The organism is Nonomuraea sp. NPDC050022, from assembly GCF_044460705.1.
GTDB lineage: Bacteria > Actinomycetota > Actinomycetes > Streptosporangiales > Streptosporangiaceae > Nonomuraea.
On sequence record NZ_JBITKE010000012.1, the window covers coordinates 192,334 to 213,803 of the forward strand.

Genomic DNA, 21,470 nt, shown 5'->3' on the forward strand with positions numbered 1-21,470 from the left:
ACGCGGCCGGGCGGGGCGATGATGATCGTCCTTCGAGAAGATCATCACCCGGGCGCTCATCTCCCAGCTCCGTCTGCCAGGATGCGAGCTGTCCGATCGATTCGATCTAGAAGGAGGAAGTCTTGACATGGCAGTGACCGACACCGGAATACGGCGATTACTCGCGGACTCGGGAGAACAACGAGGCTGGGTGTCCCCCAGAACGGACCTGGTCACCGCGCTGCTGGGCGTCTGGTTCGGCATCGGCTTGATGATCGACGCGTGGGCGCACTCGAACCTGACGCAGCTGGAGACGTTCTTCACGCCTTGGCACGCGGCGTTCTATTCGGGGTTCGCCGTGGTCTCCGGCTGGATCATCTGGCAGGTGTGGCGCAACGTCCAGACCGGCCGCCAGGGGGTCGCGGCGGTGCCCACGGGCTACCTGGCCGGGCTGCTCGCGATTCCCGGGTTCGCCGTCTTCGGGCTCGCGGACATGATGTGGCACACCTTCCTCGGCATCGAGACCACCCTCAACATCCTGTTCAGCCCCTCGCATCTCGGGCTGATCGTGACGATGCTCCTCATCATCACCACACCGCTCCGCTCCCTGTGGAACGTCCCCGGCCTTGGCCCGAGCCCTTCGCTGGGCCGGATGCTCCCGGCACTGATCGGGCTCGCGTTCGCCACCACGCTGGTGTCGCTGTTCCTGGGGTACGCCGATGCCCTGCAGTGGAGCCCGCAGGGCATCGTCAGGGCCTTCTCCGACATGGAGGGCCAGGGCGCCGACCGGCTGGCCGCCGGCATGGTCATCAGCAACGTCGTCACGCTCGCCCCCGTACTGCTGCTGGCGCGCCGCTGGCGCCTGCCGTTCGGCAGCGTGACCATCCTGCACGCGGTGGGCATCCTGATGTCGGGCGCGCAGACGGCGTTCGGGAATCTGGCGGTGCTTCTGACGTTTGTGGCCGCGGGCCTCGTGAGTGACCTGCTGATCCTCTGGCTGAAGCCCTCGGGCGAGCGGCGGGGTGCTTACTGGGCGTTCGCTGGGTTGTCGGGCTTCCTCACCTGGTCGCTGTACATGGGGGCGGCGTCGGTGGCGGGCGGCGGGCTGCCTGCCGTCACCGAGCTGTGGACTGGCGCGCCGGTCGTGGCGGGACTGGTCGGGCTCGCGCTCGGGGCGCTGTTCCTGCCCAATGCGGTCACTGCCGAGCGTGTTCGGCCCAGCGCGGCCGACGCGGAGCCCGTTCCGCCCAGCGCGGTCAACCCCGAGCCTGTTCCGCCCAGCGCGGCCGACGCCGACCGGGCATGATCCGAGTCCTCCGGGTCCTCTGTCTGGCCGCCGTCCTCATGCTGGCGGGCGCCGCTCCGGCCGCCGCGCACAATGTCACGGTCGGAGCGGATCTGCGGATCGCCCAGACGATCGCGGGCACGGAGCTCACCATCGTGATCAAGGGGACGAAGCGGGTGCCCGGGCCTTTGCAGGTCGGTGTCATCGCCTTCCAGCCGGTGACCGACCTGCCGGTCGCCCTGGAGCTGCGCTCGGTCGCGGACGGCCGTACGGTGACGGGCGTAGCGCGAGCCGCGTACGAACCTCAGTACACGCAGCTCAAGGTGGACCGAACCGGCCCGCACGAACTCACGCTGCGGGCCGGGAACGAGACCGCCGTGGTGCCGTTCCGCGTCCTGGTAGATCGCGGGTCGGCGATAGAGCTGCTGATCTACGGCGGCCTGCTCGCGGCGGCCCTGCTGATGATCGGCGGCCTGCTCACCGGGGCACTGGCCCGCCGCAATCAGGCGATGCTGCTGACCGGCGGCGCCGCGATCGGTTTGACGGTCGCCGCCATGGTCGTCATCTTCGAGCCTTTACTCCCCGCCGCCCCACCCGACGGCGCCCCACCCACGGTGGCGCCGACGGTGGGAGCGGGGGCGGCATCTGGGACGGCGTCGGGGGCGCAGACCGGCGGGCGCCCGTTCGCGCAGGGCCGGATGACGACGCTCCCGGCCCGCCCGGCCTCCGGAGAGGAGTTCACGTTGCGGCTCGACCTGGTCGACGGCTCCACCGGCCGGCCCGTGGACGACCTCGTCCTGCACCACGAGGCCCTCGCCCACGTGATCGTGACAAGCGAGGACGGGCGCTATTTCCGCCACATACATCCGCTGCGCACGGCACCGGGCCGGCTGGAGGTCAAGATGCGAGCCGACCGGCCGGGCCGGTATCTGGCGTACGCCGAACTGGAGCGCGAGGACTCCGGCGGGCAACTCATCACCGGCGAGTTCAGCGTTAACGGTGACGCCGCTTCTGTTGGGGCGGAGACACCTGTTGAGGCCGTCACGCCGCTCCTGCAGCCCGCCGCTCCGGTCGCTGGCCGCCCAACGACGATCGAACTCAACACGTCCGGCACTCCACGCCCCTGGTTGGGCATGACCGGCCACCTGATCGTCCGCAGCCAGGACGGCACCTTCCTCGGCCACGTACACGAGATGGGTACCCCCGGCCCCCGGCTCCGCTTCACCTTCAGTTTCCCGTCGGCTGGCCGCTATCTCGCGTGGACCCAGTACTCGACCGGCGACCACATCGTGACCGCACCTTTCACTATCAACGTCACGGCATCGGGAGCCGCGCAGTGAAGCGCGCAGCGGTGGCCGTCGCCGTCCTCGCGGTGGCAGTGGTGACGTTCCTCATCGTAGGAAGAAACTCAACCCCTGATCCGCTCCAGGTGACCGCCAGGGGAACGCACTATGCCGCCACCGTCTCGATCGACCAACCGACCACGGGACGCGTCGTCGTGGACGTGCGGCTGACTTCAGGTGACGCGGACGACGCGGCCCTGTCCGCGGTGATGCCCACCATGGGCCACGCCATGCCGGAGATCACCGCCCGGGAGCCGGAGCCGGGCCACTTCGTCGCCGAGGGGGAGTTCTTTCCGATGACCGGCGTCTGGGAACTCTCGATCCGGCTGACCGGACCTGCGGGCGAGGAGGTGTTGACCGTGAACGCGCCGATCACCGGCTGATCGGCGCGTGACCGGTCAGCATGGCGCGAGATCCTGGTAGACGGCGGTCCAGATCTACCAGCTTGCACGGCCCACGCCCGAACCCTCTCGCGAAAACGGTAGGAACGTCTTCCTACCGTGCAGTTACCGTTGATGCATGACCGCACGGAAGCTGTCGATCTCGGTGCCGCCCGAGGTCGAAGCAACGATCAAGGCTGCGGCCGCCGAAGAAGGCAAACCGGTCTCCGCCTGGCTGGCAGAAGCTGCTGTCGAGAAGGCACAAATCGCTCGCCTGCACGCGCAGGGCCGCGCCGCTGCGCGTGAACTGGTAGCGGAGTACGAGAGCAAGCACGGCAAACTCCCCGAGGAGTCGAGGCAGCGCGTCCGCCAGTTCATCATCAAGGCCGGGCTGCTGGACAATGAGCCATGATCGGCGGTCGGGTAGTGCGCACGATCGTCTATGACACCGGCACCCTGCTGGCCGCCGAGCGCCGCAACCCGGACTTCCTCGCCCCGCACGACAAGCTCACCGCCGCACACATCCGCCCCATCGTGCCTGTCGTCGTCCTCGCCCAAGCCTGGAGAGGCGGACCGCAACACCAGATCTCCAGGGTGCTCAAGGGCCGCGACATCCTCCCCAGCGATCAGCGCACCGGCCGCGCCGCTGGCGGGACGTCGTCGACGCGATCGTCGTCGCGACCGCCGTCCAGCACCAAGCCTCCGTGGTCACCAGCGACCCCGACGACCTGACCCACCTCGCCAACTCCATTGGCGTCAAACTCCGCCTCTTCACCATCTGACCGCCATAGACGGTCAGCACCACGGAGGACGGTGGAGGGGGCTTTGGCCGGCGTCCCGCCCAGGTCGGGCATGGCCAATGGGCCGTACGCTGGCTCCGGCGAAGGGACAGATACCTGCCTGCCCGCCATTCTGCCCCGCAGCCCCCTGGCCTTGCCCGACGCGGGCCCGGTCCGGGTAGGTGAGTAGAGCGCGCTTCGCCGCTCGGCCCGCGCCCGAGCACCCAACTCAGCCATGGGGCGTCGACGCTGGGCCACTCTGCATCAGCAGTGGATGACGTGGGCGCGCATGCGTTCTTCGAGCCGTTGATGGACCGGACGCTGGTCGGTGATCTGTTACATGGCGCGCCAGCCCCGCCCTCGGTCAGTACGGTCGCCTGCCTTCTCGATTGCCTCGACTAGAAGCATCACCTCGTCCCCATTTCGCCCACACGAACGACCAACTTGGCGAGTCCTCGCGCCGTTGGCAGGCGAGCGCGCCGGTCATGGTGGTCTGCGAATTACGCACCAGCAGCGTCGGCCTATGCGGAGTCCGTGCCCACGCGACAAAGAGTCCGCACTTGCCGTACGGGCTCGGTCACTCTAAGCAGTGAAGGCTCCTCCGAGCAGTTCCTGTCCGAAGAAGGGGTGAAAGGCGCGACAGACATCGGGGTGACGCCCATCACCGGCCGCGCCGGTCTCAGCGCGCCTCGCCCAGCAGAATCCGCTGGTATAGGTGCTCCGCTGCGGCACTGCCCAGCCACACGCTCTCGTGGACGACTGGGCTGCCGGGCCCTCGTACGGTCCGGCGAACGAATGCCTGCCCGGCCGCGTGACAGAGCTCAAAGATCGTGGACAGGCACTCGCAGCTGTAGGTGGTGACCCTGATCCGCGATGCTCGAGGCAGGGGTGGATACCAGGTCAGCGGCTCGCAGTTACCCCTTCGAGGTGCAGGGTGCGGGCCGTGGACTGAGTAAAGGTCGCGCATGTTACGCGAGCCGTCCCTCGAAGCGTTCGACCACGTCGTGAAGGGCGTATTCGACGCGGGCGAGCACCAGCTCCCGGATATGAGAACTGTGGCCGGGAAGGCGGTAGCCGTGCTTCTCCAGCACCTGCTGGATGTCGGCGACGAACTGCGGCGTGAAGCGGGCGGCTGCGCTCGGATTGCCCATGGGTCGGACCTCCTATGTCCGATCAAGGGCCCGACCCGGCGCTTGCCTCGCTGGGGCGGACCCGTGAACACCTCCGCTATCGTAGCTCACTTCACCATACCTCACCATGGTGAACTATGGTTGCCCTTGGGTATCGCCGGTTCAGTACGGGGATCTACCGTTCTGAGTTGTGATCGAATGGCGTCTCAACCAGCCGAAGTGGCTCCAGGTGGCGAACATCATCAAAGAACGGATCGCCAGTGGCCAGTATCAGGTGGATGCGCCCGTGCCCAGCGAGCACCAGATCGTTCAGGAGTTCGGGGTAGCCCGGGGTACGGCACGCAAGGTCCTTGAACGCCTTCGCGAGGAGGGCGTCACCTACTCTGTGCGCGGGCTCGGCTCTTTTGTCGCGGCACCCGCAGCGGAGTAGGCGGACGCATTGAGAGCGGCCGCCTGGACCGGATGGGAGTGGCCTCGCTGCTCCGGAAAGCACCGTCGGCCCACCTAACGTCGATCTTTCACGAGGCTGATCGGGTTCGTAGTGGCTTGATTACCTCCTGTTTTCAGCGGTAGGTCAGCCACCTGACCCGACTGTCGCGTCGAGGGGGCGGGGTTTCCACAGGCCCGGGTGTTTATCCATTCATGCCTGTGATTGATCAGGCGTTTTGGGTGGCATCACGGGGTTTCCGGCCAGGGCGTCGACCGGGTGGATGCCGTGGTTGCGGGCGGTGGCGAGGTAGGAGCAGATGAGGCAGTAGCGGGCGAAGGTGCGTATGCTGCGCCAGCATCCGCCGGTCTTCATCTGCAGTTTGACCCTGCTCGCAGGAGTTGTTGGTGAAGGGCACTGCGAAGTCGACGGTGAAGCGCCACACCTGCACGGCCCGGATCTGCAGCCGCCTGGCCAGGTCGTACGCGGACACCAGGATGTAGCCGGGATGTCGGCCAGTCGCGGTGGCTGTTGGTGGCGATGCCCCAGGCCACCGGCTCGTCGTAGCGGGCGTGCAGCTCGTGGAGGATCTCCGGATCCATGGGGGTGGCGCCGTCGGCGCGGGCCTTGGCGACCGCGGCCTTGGCGTCGGTACAGCGCGCTCATGACCGGATCGGCCCAGCAGCGCTGCACCCGACTACCGTCGCCGTCCAGTTCGCCGATGCCGCGCAACGATCGCAGGAGGTGAACCTGGTGGAAACCGGCGCGTCGAGCAGCACGCCCATTACGTCGGCGGCCCTGGTGATGCTCATATGCCCGGCGCAGGCCAAACGCGCGGTCGCCGCGCGGACGTTGGGGCCGTGACAGCACGACTTTGGCCAGACCCGGCGAGGCGGCCGCCCCAATCACCCGACGGCAGGCCGGGCAGGCGACCTGCAGCATGCGGCACTCGGCTTGGAGGCCAGGCGTTTCCTCTGACGCCGCCAGTCTGCTACCGGCCTCCTGGGGACTACCCGGGCCGGCCTCACACCGGCAAGCGACGAAGAGCTTACGAACAGGAAGATCCACCGCTACGTCACGGCTTCGCCGCCTGCCCTGCTGGGCGCACGAGTCACCAAGGCTAGCCCTCATTAGGGCTGTCGCATCGCCATGTCCTACATCAAAATCTACAACCGGTCTCCCGCTCCGCTCACGGGTCGCTGATCAACCACAAGCGCTGCCCAAACTCCGAGCGGCGCTCAAGACCATCACGGGACACATCGACGACTACGCAACCCAAGCGCGCCTTTTCCTGGCGTCGTGAACCCGTAGAAGACCTACATAAGCCCCCACTAAAGATCGCTAGGCAGTCGTCACGCATTCGGAGCGGAAAGCACGTCAACTAGCCTACGCGCTAAATCGATAGGAAGATTTTCCGTGAGAAAAGACCTTTCAACAAACAGGTCCCTCTGATTGCGCTCTAGATCATACTCCAAGGCATAAATTCTATCCTCCACTTCCGAACGATAACTTCCTTCATTCCATTGACTCAAGATCATCCGCGCCATCGTGAGCCGCCGAGCGGCTTCTGTTATTACAAGGTATTCCTCGCCCGCGGGAAAACGCTGTAGAGTCAGATCTATTCCACCCCGGAACGAGACGTCCCTCATAGTGCAGCCCGTGAAATCGTTTCCGCGATAATCGTAATGATCCTTATCTGGAATTTCCGACCATGTATCACCGTCGAAAACTACACCCGTCAGATTCCCGGTGAAAATACAGTCGACCAGTTCGGCTTCTAGAAAGAGAACGTTCGAAATCTTCGTGTCACGAAATGTGCATGAGACAAATCTAGCCCTGCCCGGATCGATGTCTCGAATTGTTGCTTGATCAAAATTACAGTCTACGTATGACGTGAAGGTTGGGCCAGAACCTAGAGTCCCATTCTCAAGGTGAGTCCCCTGGAACGAACATCGAGTAAACGAGCTACCGTCTCCAATGGTAGGGCCAAGAATCCTGCGCCCTCCATAATTCTGGCTTTCTAGACTCACTCCCAGCAGTGTGAGCCGATTACCCACACTTGGATCTTGCGGTGATCCTGCGCCGCCGAATCTTTCCACTACTCCTCTTCTCCAAAGAGCAAATGACTGCACATGCTTCCTTTATATGGAGCAACTACTCGCAGCTTACCACATCCGCCCGAACCGTTCGGCTCATTGACGATCCTCCGCCGTAGCCACATCCACCGGTAGGCGAACTCGTCATTGAGCTATCTCCAGCGAAACCCTCGCGCACGAAATGCCCTAGGTAAGGTCCCGACCCTATAAAGCACATATGACGACCGCTGGTAGTTTACATTTGACCTTTCAAGATGCTCTTGATAGGCCCTAAAAGTGGTCAATTCAACATGCCGTCGATTCACGTTATCATAAAAGTCAACGTCCCCCGTCGGCGTGTACGTAAACCTGCCCCTAGTCGCCGGAAGTCTATTCAACTCTAATGCAGTGGCTCGATGATAGGCCGTACCAAAGAACCTACGCGCCGCCCCATATTTTCCATCTCGGATAAGCCGTGAATATTCTAGAAACTCTGATCGTTTCAGCGTCCGAAGCACATATGCATCACCTTTGGCCATTACTTTTTCGGCCGCGTCCCTGACCATTTCGGCAGACTGCTTTGCCTTTGCATCGTTCGCGGACACGTTGTTAACATGGAGAAGCACCCCGAACGTTGCCAGCGTGATATAGGCGAAGGCCTCTGTGCAGTCTCCGCCAACATTCTGACAAAAGAATTTATCGATGCTATTAAGATAGGGTTCCGGCTGAAAGAAATCCGGATTTGTAAGCGCAGCCTCGACGCGATCAAAGCCGTGCTTATCAATTGCCTGCTGTACGGCTTTAACGTAGGCCTTCTGCCATTTCCGCTCATCCTCCAATCGCTTGACACAGTAGGAGTGTGAGCCAACCTTTCTACACGCCGTATATTCAGAAGTGGGGTCATTGTCGGGCTCCATACCACCAGCACTGCCGCCACCAGATGCCACTTTTTTAGACATGCGCCATACCCCAAGAATATAATTCTCGGGCAGGTCCATATATGCAAGACTGATAATCATGGAACGCGTCTTCTTGTCGGCGCTCCAAAAGCCTTTTGGCACAGCCATTCCGTTGGGCAGAACCTTTTGCCACTTCATTTGTTCTTCGGTCATGACCGACACCGTGCGGGAAAGGTCGGCCGCGACGCATCCCCAGATGTCGCAGGCGATCGGGCCGCTGCCTCCGCCGATTCCGCAGCTTCCGATGCATTGGCCGCCGCTTCCGCCGCTGTCTCCGCTAACGATGCCGTGTTGGGCGTAGGTGTCGGCGACGGTTTGGTCGTCGTAGCCGGGGTTGTTGCTGCCCCAGCTGTCCATCTGGGTGGTGTAGTGGCCGGTGGGGTCGGTGCCGGTGAGGGGGGAGGCGTTGGCGTAGGTGTAGCGGTTGGCCTGCACCGACGGGTTCGGATCCAGCGTCGCGGTGTCGCGGCTGGCGAAGGCTCCGGTGCCGGGCTGGTACCAGCGGGCGTGCATGTTGACCTTGCCGGTGTCCGGGTCGGTGTATTCGCCTTGGTAGCCGAGGGTGGTCTTGACGCCGGTTTGGGCGGTGACGGTGCCGAACGGGTCGTAGGCGGTGGTGGTGGCCAGCGCGGTGGTGCTGTAGGTGGCGACCAGGTCGCCGTGCAGGTCGGTCAGTGTGGCCAGGGCGGGGTTGGTGCCCTCTTGCTGGCCGAGCAGCGTGCCTCCTGCGTCACGGCCGTATTTGGCCTGGATGGCGCCGCTGCTGTCGGTGAGGGCGGCCAGGTCGTTGCTGAGCCCGGCGTAAGCGAAATTCTGCTTGACCGCCCCCTTGATGCGCGAGCTGACGCGGTCGAGGGCGTCGTAGCTGTACAGCGAATCACCGTCGGCGATGAGGCGGTCGAAGGCGTCAAAGGTGTAGTTGGTGGTGGCGCCGGCTTTGGTTTCCGTAGCCAGCGTGCCGCGCGGGGTGTAGGTGTAGTCGGTGCCGTCGCCTGAGGTAAGGCGGCTGCGTTCGTCGTAGGTGAAAGTTTTGCTTCCGGCCTTGGTGCGGTTGCCGGACTTGTCCCACTCGTAAGCGGTAACGCTGCCGCCGGGGGCGGTCCAGGACGTTAAGCGTCCGGCGTGGTCGTAGCCGTAGGTGTTGGTGCCCGCTCCGGCCAATCCTGCGGTGGTCTTGGTGGTGAGGTTGTCTTCCTTATCCCAGCCGTAGGTGATCTTGGCGAGTTGGGTGCCGGTGGCGGTGCCCTTGCGCAGGGTCTGGGTTTCTAGCCGGTCGGCGTAGTCGTAGGTGAAGATTTGGGTGTCGACGGTGGTGGTACCGGTCTTTGCCGTCAGCGAAGCAAGGTTGTTGGCGGCGTCGTAGCCGTAGGTGAGTTTGCGGCCGGTGACCGGATCGGTGGCGGTTTCGGCGCGGTTGTTGGCATCCCAGGTGAAGGTGGCGGTACCAGCAGCGTCCACGCGCTGGGTGGGGTTTCCCAGGCCGTCGTAGGCGTAGCCGGTCAGCTGGGTCGTGCCACGCTTGATCGATAGGGGCAGGGTGCGGTCGTTGTAGTCGACGGTCAGATCGCCGATGGTGGTGGGGCGGTCGGCCAGGTCGTAGCCGAACGTGCGCTCCGCAGTGGCGGCACCGCCGCCCGCACCGCTCTCCTTGGTGAGCCGTCCGAGGTGGTCGAAGGTGCGGTCGATACGCACCCCGCCGGGCTGGATGACCACATTGGGGTTGCCGGCCGCGTCATAGCCGGTGGTCCAGGTACGGTCGGCCGGGTCCGGGTGGGCGGTAGTGGCCGGCTCGGTCACCGTTTCGGCTAGGGCGAGGCTGTTGTAGCTGGTCCAGGTGGCGTTTCCGCGGCCGTCCGTGAGCCGGGTGCGGGCGCCGGTGGCGTCGTAGCCGAAGCTGGTGGTCATCGAGTCAGTGGTGGAGATTGGCTCGATCAGTGAGGTGGCGCGGTTGAGCGCGTCGAAGGTCTGCCTGCTGGTGTGGCCTTCGCCGGAGGTAACGCTGGTCTGATTGCCGACCAGGTCGTAGCCAGCGCTGGTGGTGCGCCGAACCGTCGTACCTTCGAGGTCCTTGGTGCCGATTTGGCGGCCGGCCAGGTCGTACTCGGCGCTGGTGGAGTTGCCTCGGCCGTCGGCGGTCTTGATCAGGCGGCCGGCCAGGTCGTAAGCCATCGTGGTGGTGATCGCCGTGGCCGTGCCCTTCGCGGCGATCTGCGTCTCCACCTCGCCGGCCGCGTTCGGCGAGTAGTCGATGGTCTTGTTGCCGGGGGCGACCGTCTTGATGAGGAAACCGGCCTGGTTGTAGAACAGGTTGGTGGTATAGACGGCTGCGGCTGGCTTGCGTTCGATCTGGGTCTGGGTGACCTGACGGCCTAGGCCGTCGTAGGTGGCTTCGCTGCGGGCGCCGGTCGCATCGACGGTGGCAAACTTCGAGCCGTCCATGTAGTACTCGATGATCGACCGGCCTGGGGTCTGGCCGTCCGGGGCGGGGTCGGTGATGCGGACCTGGCGGCCGAGCTTGTCGTACTCGAAGGTGGTGACGTAGCCGCGCGGGTCGGTGGTGGTGATCAGCTGACCGGCCAGGTCGTAGCCATATGCGGTGGTGGGCGTGATGGCGGTGCCGCCGGGTGGGGTGTAGCGGGGGGCGCTCTGGCTGGTCAGTCGGCCGGCCTTGTCGAAGACCGAGGTGACCGTACGGCTCTCGGCGTCGGTCTCGTGCGTCTTGGCGCCCAGCGTGTCGAAGCCGAAGTGGGCTGTGGGGTGCACATCGCTGGACGTGCCGGCCTTGTCCACCTTCACCTGCGGGCCGCTCACCTCGATCAGCCGGCCAAGCGCGTCGTAGCGCATGGTGGAGGTGAAGTCGGCCGCATTCGCGCCCGAGGCGTTGCCGCGCGGGTCGGTGCTGGCGACGGCCAGGCCACGATCGTCGTAAGTCGTGGTGGAGACCAGGTCCTGGTCGCCGTTCTCCACGGTGGTCTTGGTGACCTGGTTGACCTTGTTGTAGGCGTACTCGGTGACCTCTGCGCGTGTGGAGCCGGCGCCGGTGCGGGTGCTCTTGAGCACGTTGCCGTTGGCGTCGTAGACGAAGGCCGTCTTGCGGGCCAGGTTGGCGGGATCGAAGGTCTGTGAGGTCAGTCGGCCGGCGGCGTCATAGACAGAGTCGGTGGTGATCGACTTATCCCCGCCGGTGACCAGTTGGATTTGGTTGCCTGCCGCGTCGTAGGTGTGATTCTCCAGCACCACATCCTCGGTAGTGGTCATGGAGTCGTTCAGCAGAGCGCCTACGGCCTTCTTCTTCTCCAGCAGGTTGTCCTTGAAGTAGCTGTAGGAGGTCGTGCGGAGCATCACGTCCGTCTGCGTCTCAAGGCGACCGCCTGGGTCATAGGTGAACGACTCCAGTACCTCGTCCTTGGCCGGTTTGGGGTCGACCGGGCTGCCGGTCCAGCCCTTCAACGTGCGCGAGGTGAGTAGGCCTCGTTCGTCGTAGCCGTAGTCGACTACCGCGCCGCGGGCGTCGGTGACGGTGGCCAGTTGGCCGATCGCGTTCCACGCCTGCCGGACGACGCCGCCCTCAGGGTCGGTGATCGTTTCGGGCTTGCCGTGGGTGTCGTAGGTGTAGACGATGGCACGCTCGGCATCTCCGCCGGTCAGGTCGGTGATGGTATCGCTGAGCTTGTTGCCGTCCGGATCATAGGCGAACGCAGTGCGCTTTGTGTGCGTAGCCCCGGAGACCTCGTTCTTCACGCCGGGCTCGGTCTGGGTCGCCGGACGACCCAGACCGTCATAGGTAAAAGCGGTCTTCACCCCGTCCGGATGAGCCTGTGACACCACTGAGTTCTCGCGTAGCCGCCCCAGAGCGTCGTAACTCAGCTTGACCAGCAGTCCGGCCGGATTGCTCTGCTCGGCCAGATCTCCAGCGGCGGTGTAGCGGTAGGTCCAGGTGTTCCCCCGCGCGTCGGTCTGCGAGGCGATCAGGCCGGCCGGTGTGGAGCCGCCGCCGATCGCTGACTCGCTGCCGTCGGTGTAGGTGACGCTGGCCGAACGGCCGTTGGGGAAGTCCGGCGTGATTGGGGACGTCTCCTTGACCTGTTCGCCGTACTGGTTGAACTCCCATTTGGTGGCATAGGTGTTGCTGTCAGCGTCGGCCGAGCGGGCATCCCGGTAGATGAGCATCTTGTCGTTGCGCGGATCGAACTCGTCATCCTTGTTCACGTAGTACGTGGCGTAAGCGTTTTGACAATCGGAAACTGTCGTACGGCAGCTCTGGCCCTCGATCGGATTACCGCGCTCGTCGTTCCACAGCTGGAACACGTTGCCGTTGCGGTCGGTCGTCTTCATGGGGAAGCCGCCGGTGTCGTATTCGTAGCTGGCCCTGGTGCCGAGTTGATCTTCCTCGAATACCAACCGATCACCGCGTCCAGCGTCATAGCCGTATTTCAATGTGCCATTGCGCGGGTCGGTAACCGTGATCGTGGTTTCGTCCTTCAGCCAGTCGATCTCGGACTCGCCGATCTGCCAGGTGCCGCCGTTACGGTCGATGTGTGTCTTGAGCCGGTCGGTGCCCTGGTCGTAGGTGTTCTTAGCCCAGATCCGACCCGACGGCAACGTGGTCTGCGTCAGCTTGTTGGCCACCTTGGTCCGGGCCGCCCAATGCGCAGTGATCTCCGCGTCGGTCAGCGGCTTGTCATAGACGGCGAACTCGTCGATCGAGCCCTTGAACGCGAACGCGCCCGAAGCCGTCTGCCCGCCGGGGATGTCCGACCAGGAATTGGCGCGATCGCCACTGCCGACATAGGCAAACTCGCGATGCTCCTCATACATCTGTCCACTCACCTGGCCGACGGCCTGGCCGTCCAGGTACAGTTTCTGCTGCTGGCCGGACACGGTTAGCACCGCGTGATGCCACTGGTTGTTGTTGACCGGCGCGGCCGAGGTGATCGGCGTGTACACGTAATCGCCGGAGCTGTTCGTGATCTCACCCAGTTGGCCGCGCAGCTTGCCGTCCACGCCCACATACAGCACCGGCATGGTGGCGCCGTACTGATAGCCGAACTGGCCGGCGGAGAAGATGATGCCGTTCTGCGAGGTCTTGAACCAACCCTCGACCGACACCTGATCACGTGCCCGCGACAGCGTGTTGAACGGCAGCTCCATCGTGGACGTAGTGAACCCGACCGCCTTGTCCGTGCTGCCCTCCAGCGCGCCCGGCTGCCCCACCGTCACACCACTGTAGATACCGCTTCCGCCGCTGCTGCCCAGATTGTCCGCCGCCGAATCGGTGGCATCGCCCAGCCGCCAATACCCCACCGGCTCCGAATCCAGCACGATGCCGCGGTAGCGCGACCCATCCGTGTAGCTGTAGCCGGTGCAGTTCGGCGCCGCCACCGGCGCGCACACCGTGGACAGATTGCCACCAACGTAGGTGTATGACCACGTCAACGCCTGACCGTTGACCGGATCGGTGGACACCGTCGCCACCCGCGGCCCATTCCAGGTGAAATGCAGCGCGCGCCCACCGGTACCGGTGATCTGGCTGAAGGTGCCATCGCTGCCGTACGTCAGCGTCTGACTGCGCCCCCGCCGATCAGCGATCTTCGACAGCCGACCCGCCGCGTCGAAGGTGTAGGTGTTCGACGAGGTGTCCATCAACCGCCAGCCGCCACCTGTCACGTCGGCCAGCGCGTCATGCATTCCCGGCGGCGGCTGGTAGGTGCCGTTGCCCCGGTTGGCGAACCGGACCCGGCGCCCGTTCGGATAGGTGACCAGCAGCCCGGTCACCGTCGTACCCGACCGCTCCGCGAGAACCTTCATGTCCCACTGCGTCGACCAGCCCGCCCCGAAGATCCCATCGGTGCGCGCGTCCAGGCTGTTGTAGGTGCGCGCCACCCACAACGGCGGCCCCGCCACCGCCACTTTCGCGTCGACGAAGCTGGAGGTGTAGTTGCCCACGATCGGCGCGAACTCCTGGCCTTCGCTGGCGCGTTCCCCCAGGTGCGGGCTGGTCAGCGGCTGCCGCGCCCCGGTCGTCACCAGCATCTCGACGCTGTCGGCCGTTCTGCCGCTGTCCAGGTCGCGCACATGGGCCGACCACTTGTACTCCTTGCCCCACTCAAGCTTGCCCGCCGGAACCCGCCAGGAATACACCCACCCCAGCTCACCGGACTCCACACACACCGGCACCGGGTCGGGCGGGAACGGATCAGGATCCTCCTCCGGAATGTCACAGATCTTGAACGAGACGCTCAAACCCTTGTCGGTGGCCGACCCCTCACCGATCTTCGAGTACTCCAGCACCAGCAGCGGCGTCGCGCTCACCAGTGCCCCGGTCTCTGGATAGGTGTCATCGATCATCGGAAAGGTGTTACCGGACGTCTGCTGATCCGCCAGCTCCGCACGCTGCACTCCGACCGGAAGGTCCGACTTCGCCGCCTGCTGCCGCACCGCAGGACGCACCTCCAACGGCAGCGCACCCCGCACGCGCTCCCGCCGCTCGGCGGAAGCGCCTCCCCCAGGAAGCTGGTCGGCAGAGGTACGTACGGACTTCGGCACGTGAGTGCCTGAGCCCATCAGCTGCTTCGGTGTGACCAGCTTCGCTTGCGCATCGGCGGTCTCATTGATCACCCGCGCCTGCGCGGCCACGGGGAAGGCGGCGAGCGACAACAGGCCGGGCAGCAGGGCGGCAAGAACCAGCACAGCACAAGGCCATGACAGCAAGCGGCGCATACGCCGTCACACTCCGAACCACGCGGGGCACCTCACGGCACCAGACGAAGCCCCAGCTCACCCGGCACGAACCCGAAGGCCCCCGACCGTGCGGTTCGGAGCAAGATTGCCAAACGGACCGAGCGTAAGCTCCACATAAAAAGGACACAAGATCGATTTTTGTGATCAACAGTCACGGAATGCGACTTACCGCACGATCAGGAACACATACCGACATATGCTCACGGAGGGGCCAGTGAGTGATAGATCGTGCAGCCGCTGGACAGAGGAGCGTTCAGGACAGGCCGATTGCAAGTTCGGGCCGATGAGTTGCTACCCGGGACCGCATTCGGGTGCCAGCCGAGGATTGCTCTGCTGTGACGGGTTACACATGCAGGAGTATGAGGATCCGCATGCTGGGCATACTCTCCACTGGACGCTCGGTCCTTCTGACTCAGTTCGTGGCGCCACGGATCTCAACCTTGTCTGCGGGCAGGACCTTCACGTCGCTTCCCCGTTCGACCACGGTTACCCAGCCGTCGTCGGCAAGGTCGCGCCCCCCACGCGCGGATTCGCTGGCCCCGCGGTTGATGATGCGCGTCCTGGGAGTCCATGAGGGTATGCGGAATGAAGTCCGCCCCGGCCCGTACGAAACTCCTGCGGTTCTTGGCTGTGTAGGCGAGGCCGCGATCTCGTAGGCCCGCGGATCGCGCGCCCGAGTACGCCAGAGCATCGGTCCCTTGAAGCTCTCTCTGCTCCCTTGAAGGCCGCTTTGGGGCGCCGCGTCGCTGCAAAACGCGGCGCCCCTTGGCTGGATCATGAAGAGCAGTCGTAGAGCCCGTCCTGGCCTGTCACGGCCTTGCAGTTGGCCTGGACCCAGGTGGTGACCTCAGTGTTGCCCCTGCCGGGGCCGCCTCGGTCTTCGCCGCCGGCCAGTACGTAGCGGAGCTTGCCGGATGCCACGAGCTCCTTGAGGCGGGTGACGGTCATGGCGGGGTCGCTGCCAGTGAAGCCGCCCATGGCCATGACCGGCTTGCCCGTGGACAAGATGATCGACGACGCCTGCATGGCACTGCTCACGGCCACGAGCCACTCCGCGTTGCCCTGGTTGGCCTCCAGGTAGGAGATCATCGAGCTGCTAACGCCACCACCGCCGAAACCGCCCATTCGTCCGAACCGGCCGTCCGCGTCCTGTCCGTCCTGCCTGTCCTGAGCCCGGCTGTCCTGTGCATCCTGACCGTTCTGGCCCTGTCCGTCCTGGCCGTTCGGTGGGGTCATGGGAGGCTGGCCGTTCTGACCGGGGCGCATCATGCCGCGGAAGCCGCCTCCAGGGCCGAAGCCCATCCCGCCCGTGGACGGTCCCGCTGTCGGGTTCGAGCCGTTGACCTGCGACCCCAAGGGTGACACCGCGTACGCGGCCGGTCCGGCGAGCCCGGCGATCACTGCCGCCGCCAGCCCGATCGCAGCTAGACGGACCGCGACCTTGCGACGGAACTTGGCCAGGACCAGCCCCACCACCGCCACAACGGTCGCGGCGAGCACCACCCAGGCCAGCCACGGCAGGAAGTCGGGTGTACGGCGCAGCACCATAAACGACCAGGCGCCCGTGATGGCGATGCCTAGGGGCAGGACCCACGCCCACACCCGCGAGTGCCGGTACGCGTCCCACATGGCCAGTCCGCCGAAAGCGGTGATGGCGGCGACGGCGGGTGCCATGGCGGTCGTGTAGTACGGGTGGAAGGTGCCGCTGGCGAAGCTGAACACCATGAAGTGAACGACGAGCCACCCACCCCAGACCAGCCACGCGGCAAGGCTCGCTCCGGGCTGAGCAGCAATCCCCGAAGCGCCGACGAATATCGGCGAGGCACTGACCTCGGACGCGGCACCACCCTTAGGCGCGGCGCCAACCACCGACGCGGTGCCAACTTCGGACGCGGCGCCAACCTTGGGCGTGACCAGGCCGACCCAAGGCGTGGTCGTCTCAGGCTTGGCGACGCCGCTCGCGTCCGCAGCGCCCCCAGACCTAGCGGCGGCGCTGGTGTCCGTGCCGGCCCCAGGCAGGGCAGTGAGCTTGGCGCGCCGCCATCGGGCGGACAGCGCGAACACCAAGGCCAGCCCGCAGAACGGCAGCAGCCAGGAGATCTGACCTGCCATCGTCTCGTTGAACAGCCGGTCCGCCCCCGCTGCCCCGCCGAACGAGGCGCCACCCCCACCGCCGCCCCCGGGACCGCCGCCGCCCTGGCCGAAGATCCGGCCCAAGCCGTTGTAGCCGATGACCAGGTCCCAGACAGTGTTGTCGGTCGAGCCGCCTACATACGGACGGGAGTCAGCGGGCCACAGGTCCACGATCACCATCCACCAGGCGCTCGACACCACCATCACGGCGCCCGCCGCCATCAGATGCCCGACACGCTTCACCCACGAGACCCGCGCACACAGCAGGTACGCCAGCGCGAGCGCGGGCACCACCAGGTACGCCTGGAGCATCTTGACATTGAACGCCAGCCCCACGAACAACGAGCACACCAGCAGCGACCCCAGCCGCCCGGTGCGCAGCGACTCCAGGCAGAACCAGGCGGCCAGCACTAGCAACAGCACCAGGATCGTGTCGGGGTTGTTGTCGCGGTTGATCGCCACCGTGATCGGGGTGAGCGTCATGACCACGGCCGCGATCAGGCCCGCCACGTGTGCCTGCCGTACCTCCGAGTGGGCAGACACGACGACCGGGTACGCCCGTCGAACGGCGGAGAACACCAGGCCGACGGAGGCCACACCGGCCAGCGCCTGCGGGATCAGCATGCTCCAGGTCGAGAAGCCGAAGATCCGCGCCGACAGACCCATCACCCACAGGGCCAGCGGCGGCTTGTCGACCGTGATGTACGAGCTGGAGTCGATCGCGCCGAAGAAGAACGCCTTCCAGCTCTTGGTGCCCGACAGGATGGCGGCGGAGTAGTACTCGTTGGCGTTGCCGCTCAGTGCCCAGGTGTAGAGGACGAGGGCGACAGCCAGGACGGCCCAGAGCGCGGGCCGGGACCAGCGGGGGTCCTCCGGGGCGCCGCGCCAGATCCGGGCCGGACGGGACATGCGACGGTGACTCGGACGGTCGAGGGTCATGGTCACGAGGTCCTCCGGCGAGGGTTGAAGAACGCGACGCGCATCGGTCATGACGTGCTCCGGCGAGGGTTGAAGACCCAGACGCGCAGCAACAGAAAGCGGACCAACGTAGCCAGCGCGTTAGCCACAACGACCGCCACCAGCTCCACCCCATGAGAGACCCCCTCCGGCAGCAGCGCCAGCACCCCGCTGGTCAGCGCCAGCCCCACGAGGAACGCGATCAGCCCCTCGAACTGGTGCCGCATGGCCCCCGCCGACCCCGTCACCCCAAAGGTGAAGCGCCGGTTGGCCGCGGTGTTGGCCACGGCCGTCACCAGCAGCGCGATCGCGTTGGCCGCCAGCACCGGGATCGCCTGCCGCAACCCCGAGAACAGCACCAGATACGCCAGCGTGCTCACCACCCCCACGACCGCGAACCGAGGCAGCTGCGCCGCCATCCCGCGCGGCAGCCGCGCCTGCGAGACACGGGCGGGCACCGGGATGCGGGCCGCGCCCGACAGCGTCTTGCGTGCCACCCTGACCAGGCCGCGCAGGTCGTCCATGGCGGTCTGAAAGACGTCCACCCGGCTGTCGGGGTCGTCCACCCAGTCGACGGGCACCTCGTGGATGCGCAGCCCGTGCCGCTCGGCCAGCAGCAGCAGTTCGGTGTCGAAGAACCACTGTTCGTCCTCGACGGCGGGCAGCAGCGCCTGCGCGATCTCGGTGCGTACGGCCTTGAAGCCGCACTGGGCGTCGGAGAACTTCGCGCCCATGACCGAGTGGAGCAGCAGGTTGTACGAACGGGAGATGAGCTCGCGCTTCGGCCCGCGCACCACCCGCGACGACCTGGCCAGCCGGGTGCCGATGGCCAGGTCGCTGTGGCCCGACAGCAGCGGGGCGACCAGGGGAAGGAACGCGTCGAGGTCGGTGGACAGGTCGACGTCCATATAACTGACGACGTCCGCGTCGCTGTCCGACCACACCTGGCGCAGCGCCCGCCCGCGTCCCTTGCCGTCCAGGTGTACGGCCCGTACGTGCGGCAGTTCGGCGGCCAGCTCTATGGCCAGCCGCCAGGTGTCGTCCGTGCTGGCGTTGTCGGCGATCGTGATGCGGTAGTCGTAGGGGAAGGTGCCCGAGAGGTAGGCGTGCAGCCGGCCGATGCTGTCGCGCAGGGCCAGCTGCTCGTTGTAGACCGGGACGACCACCTCGACCAGCCGGGTCTTCACTGTTGTGTGCATGACCCAGATCCCATCGCTGGGGTCTTTAACGGGAATTAGCCGATTATGAGTGAGGGGTGAGATTCCCAGGCAGTTCGACGATCGCAATCGCGCCGCCGCCAGAGGCGTTCTCCAGGCGTACCTTTCCGCCCGCCTCGGCAACGGCCTGCGCGACGATCGCGAGGCCGAGACCGGATCCGGGCAGGCCGCGTGCGGCCGGGGAGCGCCAGAAGCGCTCGAAGACGTGCGGCAGGTCCTCTTCGGGGATGCCGGGTCCGTGATCGCGTACGGTCAGCTCGCCCTGTCGCAGGGTCACCTCGACCTCGCCGTCCGGGCTGAACTTGGCGGCGTTGTCGATGAGGTTGAGCACGGCACGTTCCAAGGAGGCGGCGTTACCGACGACGTACCAGGGCAGGAGGTCGAGCGTGACGTCGGCGCCGCGCAGCCTGGCCCGTTCGACGGCGGCGGTGACCACCTGGTGCAGGCCCAGCTCGACGTGCGGCTCGTGGTCGGTGTCGCCTCTGGCCAGCTGGAGCAGGTCGCCGACGAGCGCGGTGAGCTCGGCGAACTGGGCCTTCACGTTGATCAGCAGGCGTTCCTTGGCACCGGGGTCGAGGCTGCGGCCGGTCTGCTCGCTGCGCAGCAGCAGGTCGATGTTGGTACGCAGGGTGGTCAGCGGGGTGCGCAGCTCGTGCCCGGCGTCGGCGACGAGTTGCTGCTGGCGCTCGCGTGATCCGGCCAGAGCGGTGATCATGCCGTTGAACGCCAGGCTCAGCCGGGCGATCTCGTCGCCGCCCTTGACGGGAATGGGGGTGTCGAGGTCCTCGGTCTGGGCGATGTGCTCAACGGCCTTGGTGAGGCGGCCGACGGGCGCCAGAGCCGTACGGGAGATGGCCAGGCCCGCCCATCCGGCACCGAGCACGCCAAGGGCGGCGACGGCGGCCAGCGCGAACGCGGTGTTGCGCAACGTGTCCTGAAGGTGGAACAGCGGCCTGGCCTCCAGGACGGCCACGCCTGGCGAGAAGTTCACCGTCACTACGCGCACCGGCATGCCGTCCTTGGTGACGCCGTAGCGGTAGATCGGCTTGCCGGGGTGGGGGATGGCCGGTTTGTCCTCCTCAGTCACCACGATCGGCGAGCCAAGCGAGCAGGTACTACCGTCCCCGGACAGCAACGTCACCAGGCCTGCGGCGTATTCGGCGGGGGTTCCCTCCACCGAGCAATGGTCCCTCAGCCACCTCTTGTCCTCTTTGTCCGAGGGATCCATGATGGTCTGGTCAAGCTGGCGGACCATCTGCTCGCGCACGATGAACCACGACAGCCCCGCACAGGCCGCGATGGCCAAGGCCACGGCGACCGTGACGAGGAGGGTGAGCCGGGAGCGCAGGCTATATCGCCTCACGGCGCGGCCCGGAGGGTGTAGCCGACGCCGCGGACGGTGTGGATCACCCGCGGTTCGCCGCCGGCCTCGGTCTTGCGCCGCAGGTACATCACGTACACGTCGAGCGAGTTCGACGTCGGCTCGAAGTCGAACCCCCACACCTCGCCCAGGATCTGCTCGCGGGTCAGCACCTGGCGCGGGTGCGTCAGGAACAGCTCCATCAGCAGGTATTCGGTCCTGGTCAGGTCCAGCCGCCGCTCGCCCCTGGTGACCTCGCGGGTGTCGGGGTCCATGCGCAGGTCGCCGTAGGTCAGCGTGACCTCCGGGACGGCCGAGTTGAGCGCGCCCCGCCGCAGCAGGGCGCGGACCCTGGCCAGCAATTCGTCCAGCTCGAACGGCTTGACCAGGTAGTCGTCGGCGCCCGCGTCGAGCCCGGAGACCCGGTCGCCGACGGCGTCGCGCGCGGTCAGCATGAGCACGGGGATGTGGTTGCCCGTGGCCCTGAGCCGGCGGCAGGCGGTCAGCCCGTCGAGGCGCGGCATCATGACGTCGAGCAGCACCGCGTCGTACGTCTCGCGCGCCACCTGGTCCAGCGCCGCCTGCCCGTCGTTGGCGGTGACGACCTTGTAGCCCTCGAACTCCAGGCTCGACTGCAGCGCCTCGCGCAACGCGGGCTCGTCGTCCACCACCAGCAACCGTGCGGGCTCACTCATAATCTTTACG

General features: G+C 65.9%; 14 protein-coding genes. 7 read left to right on the forward strand and 7 right to left on the reverse strand.

The window, feature by feature from the left end; all coding sequences use genetic code 11:
• The first annotated feature begins 127 nt into the window (after positions 1–127).
• The 5 genes from ACIBO2_RS43575 to ACIBO2_RS43595 all read left to right on the forward strand — a co-directional run bounded on the left by ACIBO2_RS43575 (position 128) and on the right by ACIBO2_RS43595 (position 3,719).
• On the forward strand, positions 128–1,285 hold the full coding sequence (locus ACIBO2_RS43575) for a hypothetical protein (protein ID WP_397304105.1): 1,158 nt from the start codon (positions 128–130) through the stop codon (positions 1,283–1,285).
• Complete coding sequence (locus ACIBO2_RS43580) at positions 1,282–2,604, forward strand: hypothetical protein (protein WP_397304106.1); 1,323 nt, start codon at positions 1,282–1,284, stop codon at positions 2,602–2,604. The genes ACIBO2_RS43575 and ACIBO2_RS43580 overlap by 4 nt, the downstream gene beginning before the upstream one ends.
• Entirely contained in the window at positions 2,601–2,990 is a 390-nt protein-coding gene (locus ACIBO2_RS43585) for a hypothetical protein (RefSeq protein ID WP_397304107.1), read from the forward strand. The genes ACIBO2_RS43580 and ACIBO2_RS43585 overlap by 4 nt, the downstream gene beginning before the upstream one ends.
• Before the next feature lie 136 nt (positions 2,991–3,126).
• Complete coding sequence (locus ACIBO2_RS43590; RefSeq protein ID WP_397304108.1) at positions 3,127–3,399, forward strand: hypothetical protein; 273 nt, start codon at positions 3,127–3,129, stop codon at positions 3,397–3,399.
• The gene (locus ACIBO2_RS43595; protein ID WP_397304109.1) at positions 3,396–3,719 is read left to right on the forward strand and encodes a hypothetical protein; all 324 of its coding nucleotides are present in this window, start codon (positions 3,396–3,398) and stop codon (positions 3,717–3,719) included. Before ACIBO2_RS43590 ends, ACIBO2_RS43595 begins: the two co-directional genes overlap by 4 nt.
• 1,015 nt (positions 3,720–4,734) lie before the next feature.
• On the opposite strand, the gene ACIBO2_RS43600 is transcribed toward ACIBO2_RS43595, so the two are convergent.
• A complete protein-coding gene (locus ACIBO2_RS43600) occupies positions 4,735–4,917 on the reverse strand; it encodes a hypothetical protein (protein ID WP_397304110.1) in 183 nt (60 codons plus the stop codon).
• Between the two features lie 169 nt (positions 4,918–5,086).
• Here ACIBO2_RS43600 and ACIBO2_RS43605 point away from each other — a divergent pair, with 169 nt between their 5' ends.
• A complete protein-coding gene (locus ACIBO2_RS43605; RefSeq protein ID WP_397304111.1) occupies positions 5,087–5,326 on the forward strand; it encodes a GntR family transcriptional regulator in 240 nt (79 codons plus the stop codon).
• 210 nt (positions 5,327–5,536) lie between these two features.
• Here the strand turns inward: ACIBO2_RS43605 and ACIBO2_RS43610 are convergent, their stop codons facing one another.
• The gene (locus ACIBO2_RS43610) at positions 5,537–5,698 is read right to left on the reverse strand and encodes a hypothetical protein (protein WP_397304112.1); all 162 of its coding nucleotides are present in this window, start codon (positions 5,696–5,698) and stop codon (positions 5,537–5,539) included.
• A 225-nt stretch (positions 5,699–5,923) separates the two neighbouring features.
• Between ACIBO2_RS43610 and ACIBO2_RS43615 the strand changes: the two genes are divergently transcribed.
• Positions 5,924–6,187, forward strand: a complete 264-nt coding sequence (locus ACIBO2_RS43615) for a hypothetical protein (protein WP_397304113.1) — start codon at positions 5,924–5,926, stop codon at positions 6,185–6,187.
• 1,384 nt (positions 6,188–7,571) lie between these two features.
• Here ACIBO2_RS43615 and ACIBO2_RS43620 read toward each other — a convergent pair.
• The 5 genes from ACIBO2_RS43620 to ACIBO2_RS43640 form a co-directional block, all read right to left on the reverse strand.
• Positions 7,572–15,047 carry an RHS repeat-associated core domain-containing protein gene (locus ACIBO2_RS43620; RefSeq protein WP_397304114.1) on the reverse strand — a complete coding sequence of 2,492 codons (7,476 nt, stop codon included), beginning with the start codon at positions 15,045–15,047 and terminating at the stop codon, positions 7,572–7,574.
• Positions 15,048–15,872: 825 nt separating this feature from the next.
• Positions 15,873–18,140 (reverse strand): glycosyltransferase family 39 protein, encoded by a 2,268-nt coding sequence (locus tag ACIBO2_RS43625; RefSeq protein WP_397304115.1) that lies wholly within the window; start codon positions 18,138–18,140, stop codon positions 15,873–15,875.
• Between the two features lie 77 nt (positions 18,141–18,217).
• The gene (locus ACIBO2_RS43630) at positions 18,218–19,387 is read right to left on the reverse strand and encodes a bifunctional glycosyltransferase family 2/GtrA family protein (protein WP_358551326.1); all 1,170 of its coding nucleotides are present in this window, start codon (positions 19,385–19,387) and stop codon (positions 18,218–18,220) included.
• A 43-nt stretch (positions 19,388–19,430) separates the two neighbouring features.
• On the reverse strand, positions 19,431–20,768 hold the full coding sequence (locus ACIBO2_RS43635; protein ID WP_358551324.1) for a HAMP domain-containing sensor histidine kinase: 1,338 nt from the start codon (positions 20,766–20,768) through the stop codon (positions 19,431–19,433).
• Entirely contained in the window at positions 20,765–21,460 is a 696-nt protein-coding gene (locus ACIBO2_RS43640) for a response regulator transcription factor (protein WP_225289654.1), read from the reverse strand. The genes ACIBO2_RS43635 and ACIBO2_RS43640 overlap by 4 nt, the downstream gene beginning before the upstream one ends.
• Between the last annotated feature and the right edge of the window lie 10 nt (positions 21,461–21,470).

Bases quoted from the DNA above. Each gene is read 5' to 3' on its own strand.
- ACIBO2_RS43575 (WP_397304105.1), top strand. From the start codon at position 128: ATGGCAGTGACCGACACCGGAATACGGCGATTACTCGCGGACTCGGGA.
- ACIBO2_RS43580 (WP_397304106.1), top strand. From the start codon at position 1,282: ATGATCCGAGTCCTCCGGGTCCTCTGTCTGGCCGCCGTCCTCATGCTG.
- ACIBO2_RS43590 (WP_397304108.1), top strand. From the start codon at position 3,127: ATGACCGCACGGAAGCTGTCGATCTCGGTGCCGCCCGAGGTCGAAGCA.
- ACIBO2_RS43595 (WP_397304109.1), top strand. From the start codon at position 3,396: ATGATCGGCGGTCGGGTAGTGCGCACGATCGTCTATGACACCGGCACC.
- ACIBO2_RS43600 (WP_397304110.1), bottom strand. From the start codon at position 4,917: ATGGGCAATCCGAGCGCAGCCGCCCGCTTCACGCCGCAGTTCGTCGCC.
- ACIBO2_RS43610 (WP_397304112.1), bottom strand. From the start codon at position 5,698: ATGAAGACCGGCGGATGCTGGCGCAGCATACGCACCTTCGCCCGCTAC.
- ACIBO2_RS43615 (WP_397304113.1), top strand. From the start codon at position 5,924: ATGGGGGTGGCGCCGTCGGCGCGGGCCTTGGCGACCGCGGCCTTGGCG.
- ACIBO2_RS43625 (WP_397304115.1), bottom strand. From the start codon at position 18,140: ATGTCCCGTCCGGCCCGGATCTGGCGCGGCGCCCCGGAGGACCCCCGC.
- ACIBO2_RS43630 (WP_358551326.1), bottom strand. From the start codon at position 19,387: ATGCACACAACAGTGAAGACCCGGCTGGTCGAGGTGGTCGTCCCGGTC.
- ACIBO2_RS43640 (WP_225289654.1), bottom strand. From the start codon at position 21,460: ATGAGTGAGCCCGCACGGTTGCTGGTGGTGGACGACGAGCCCGCGTTG.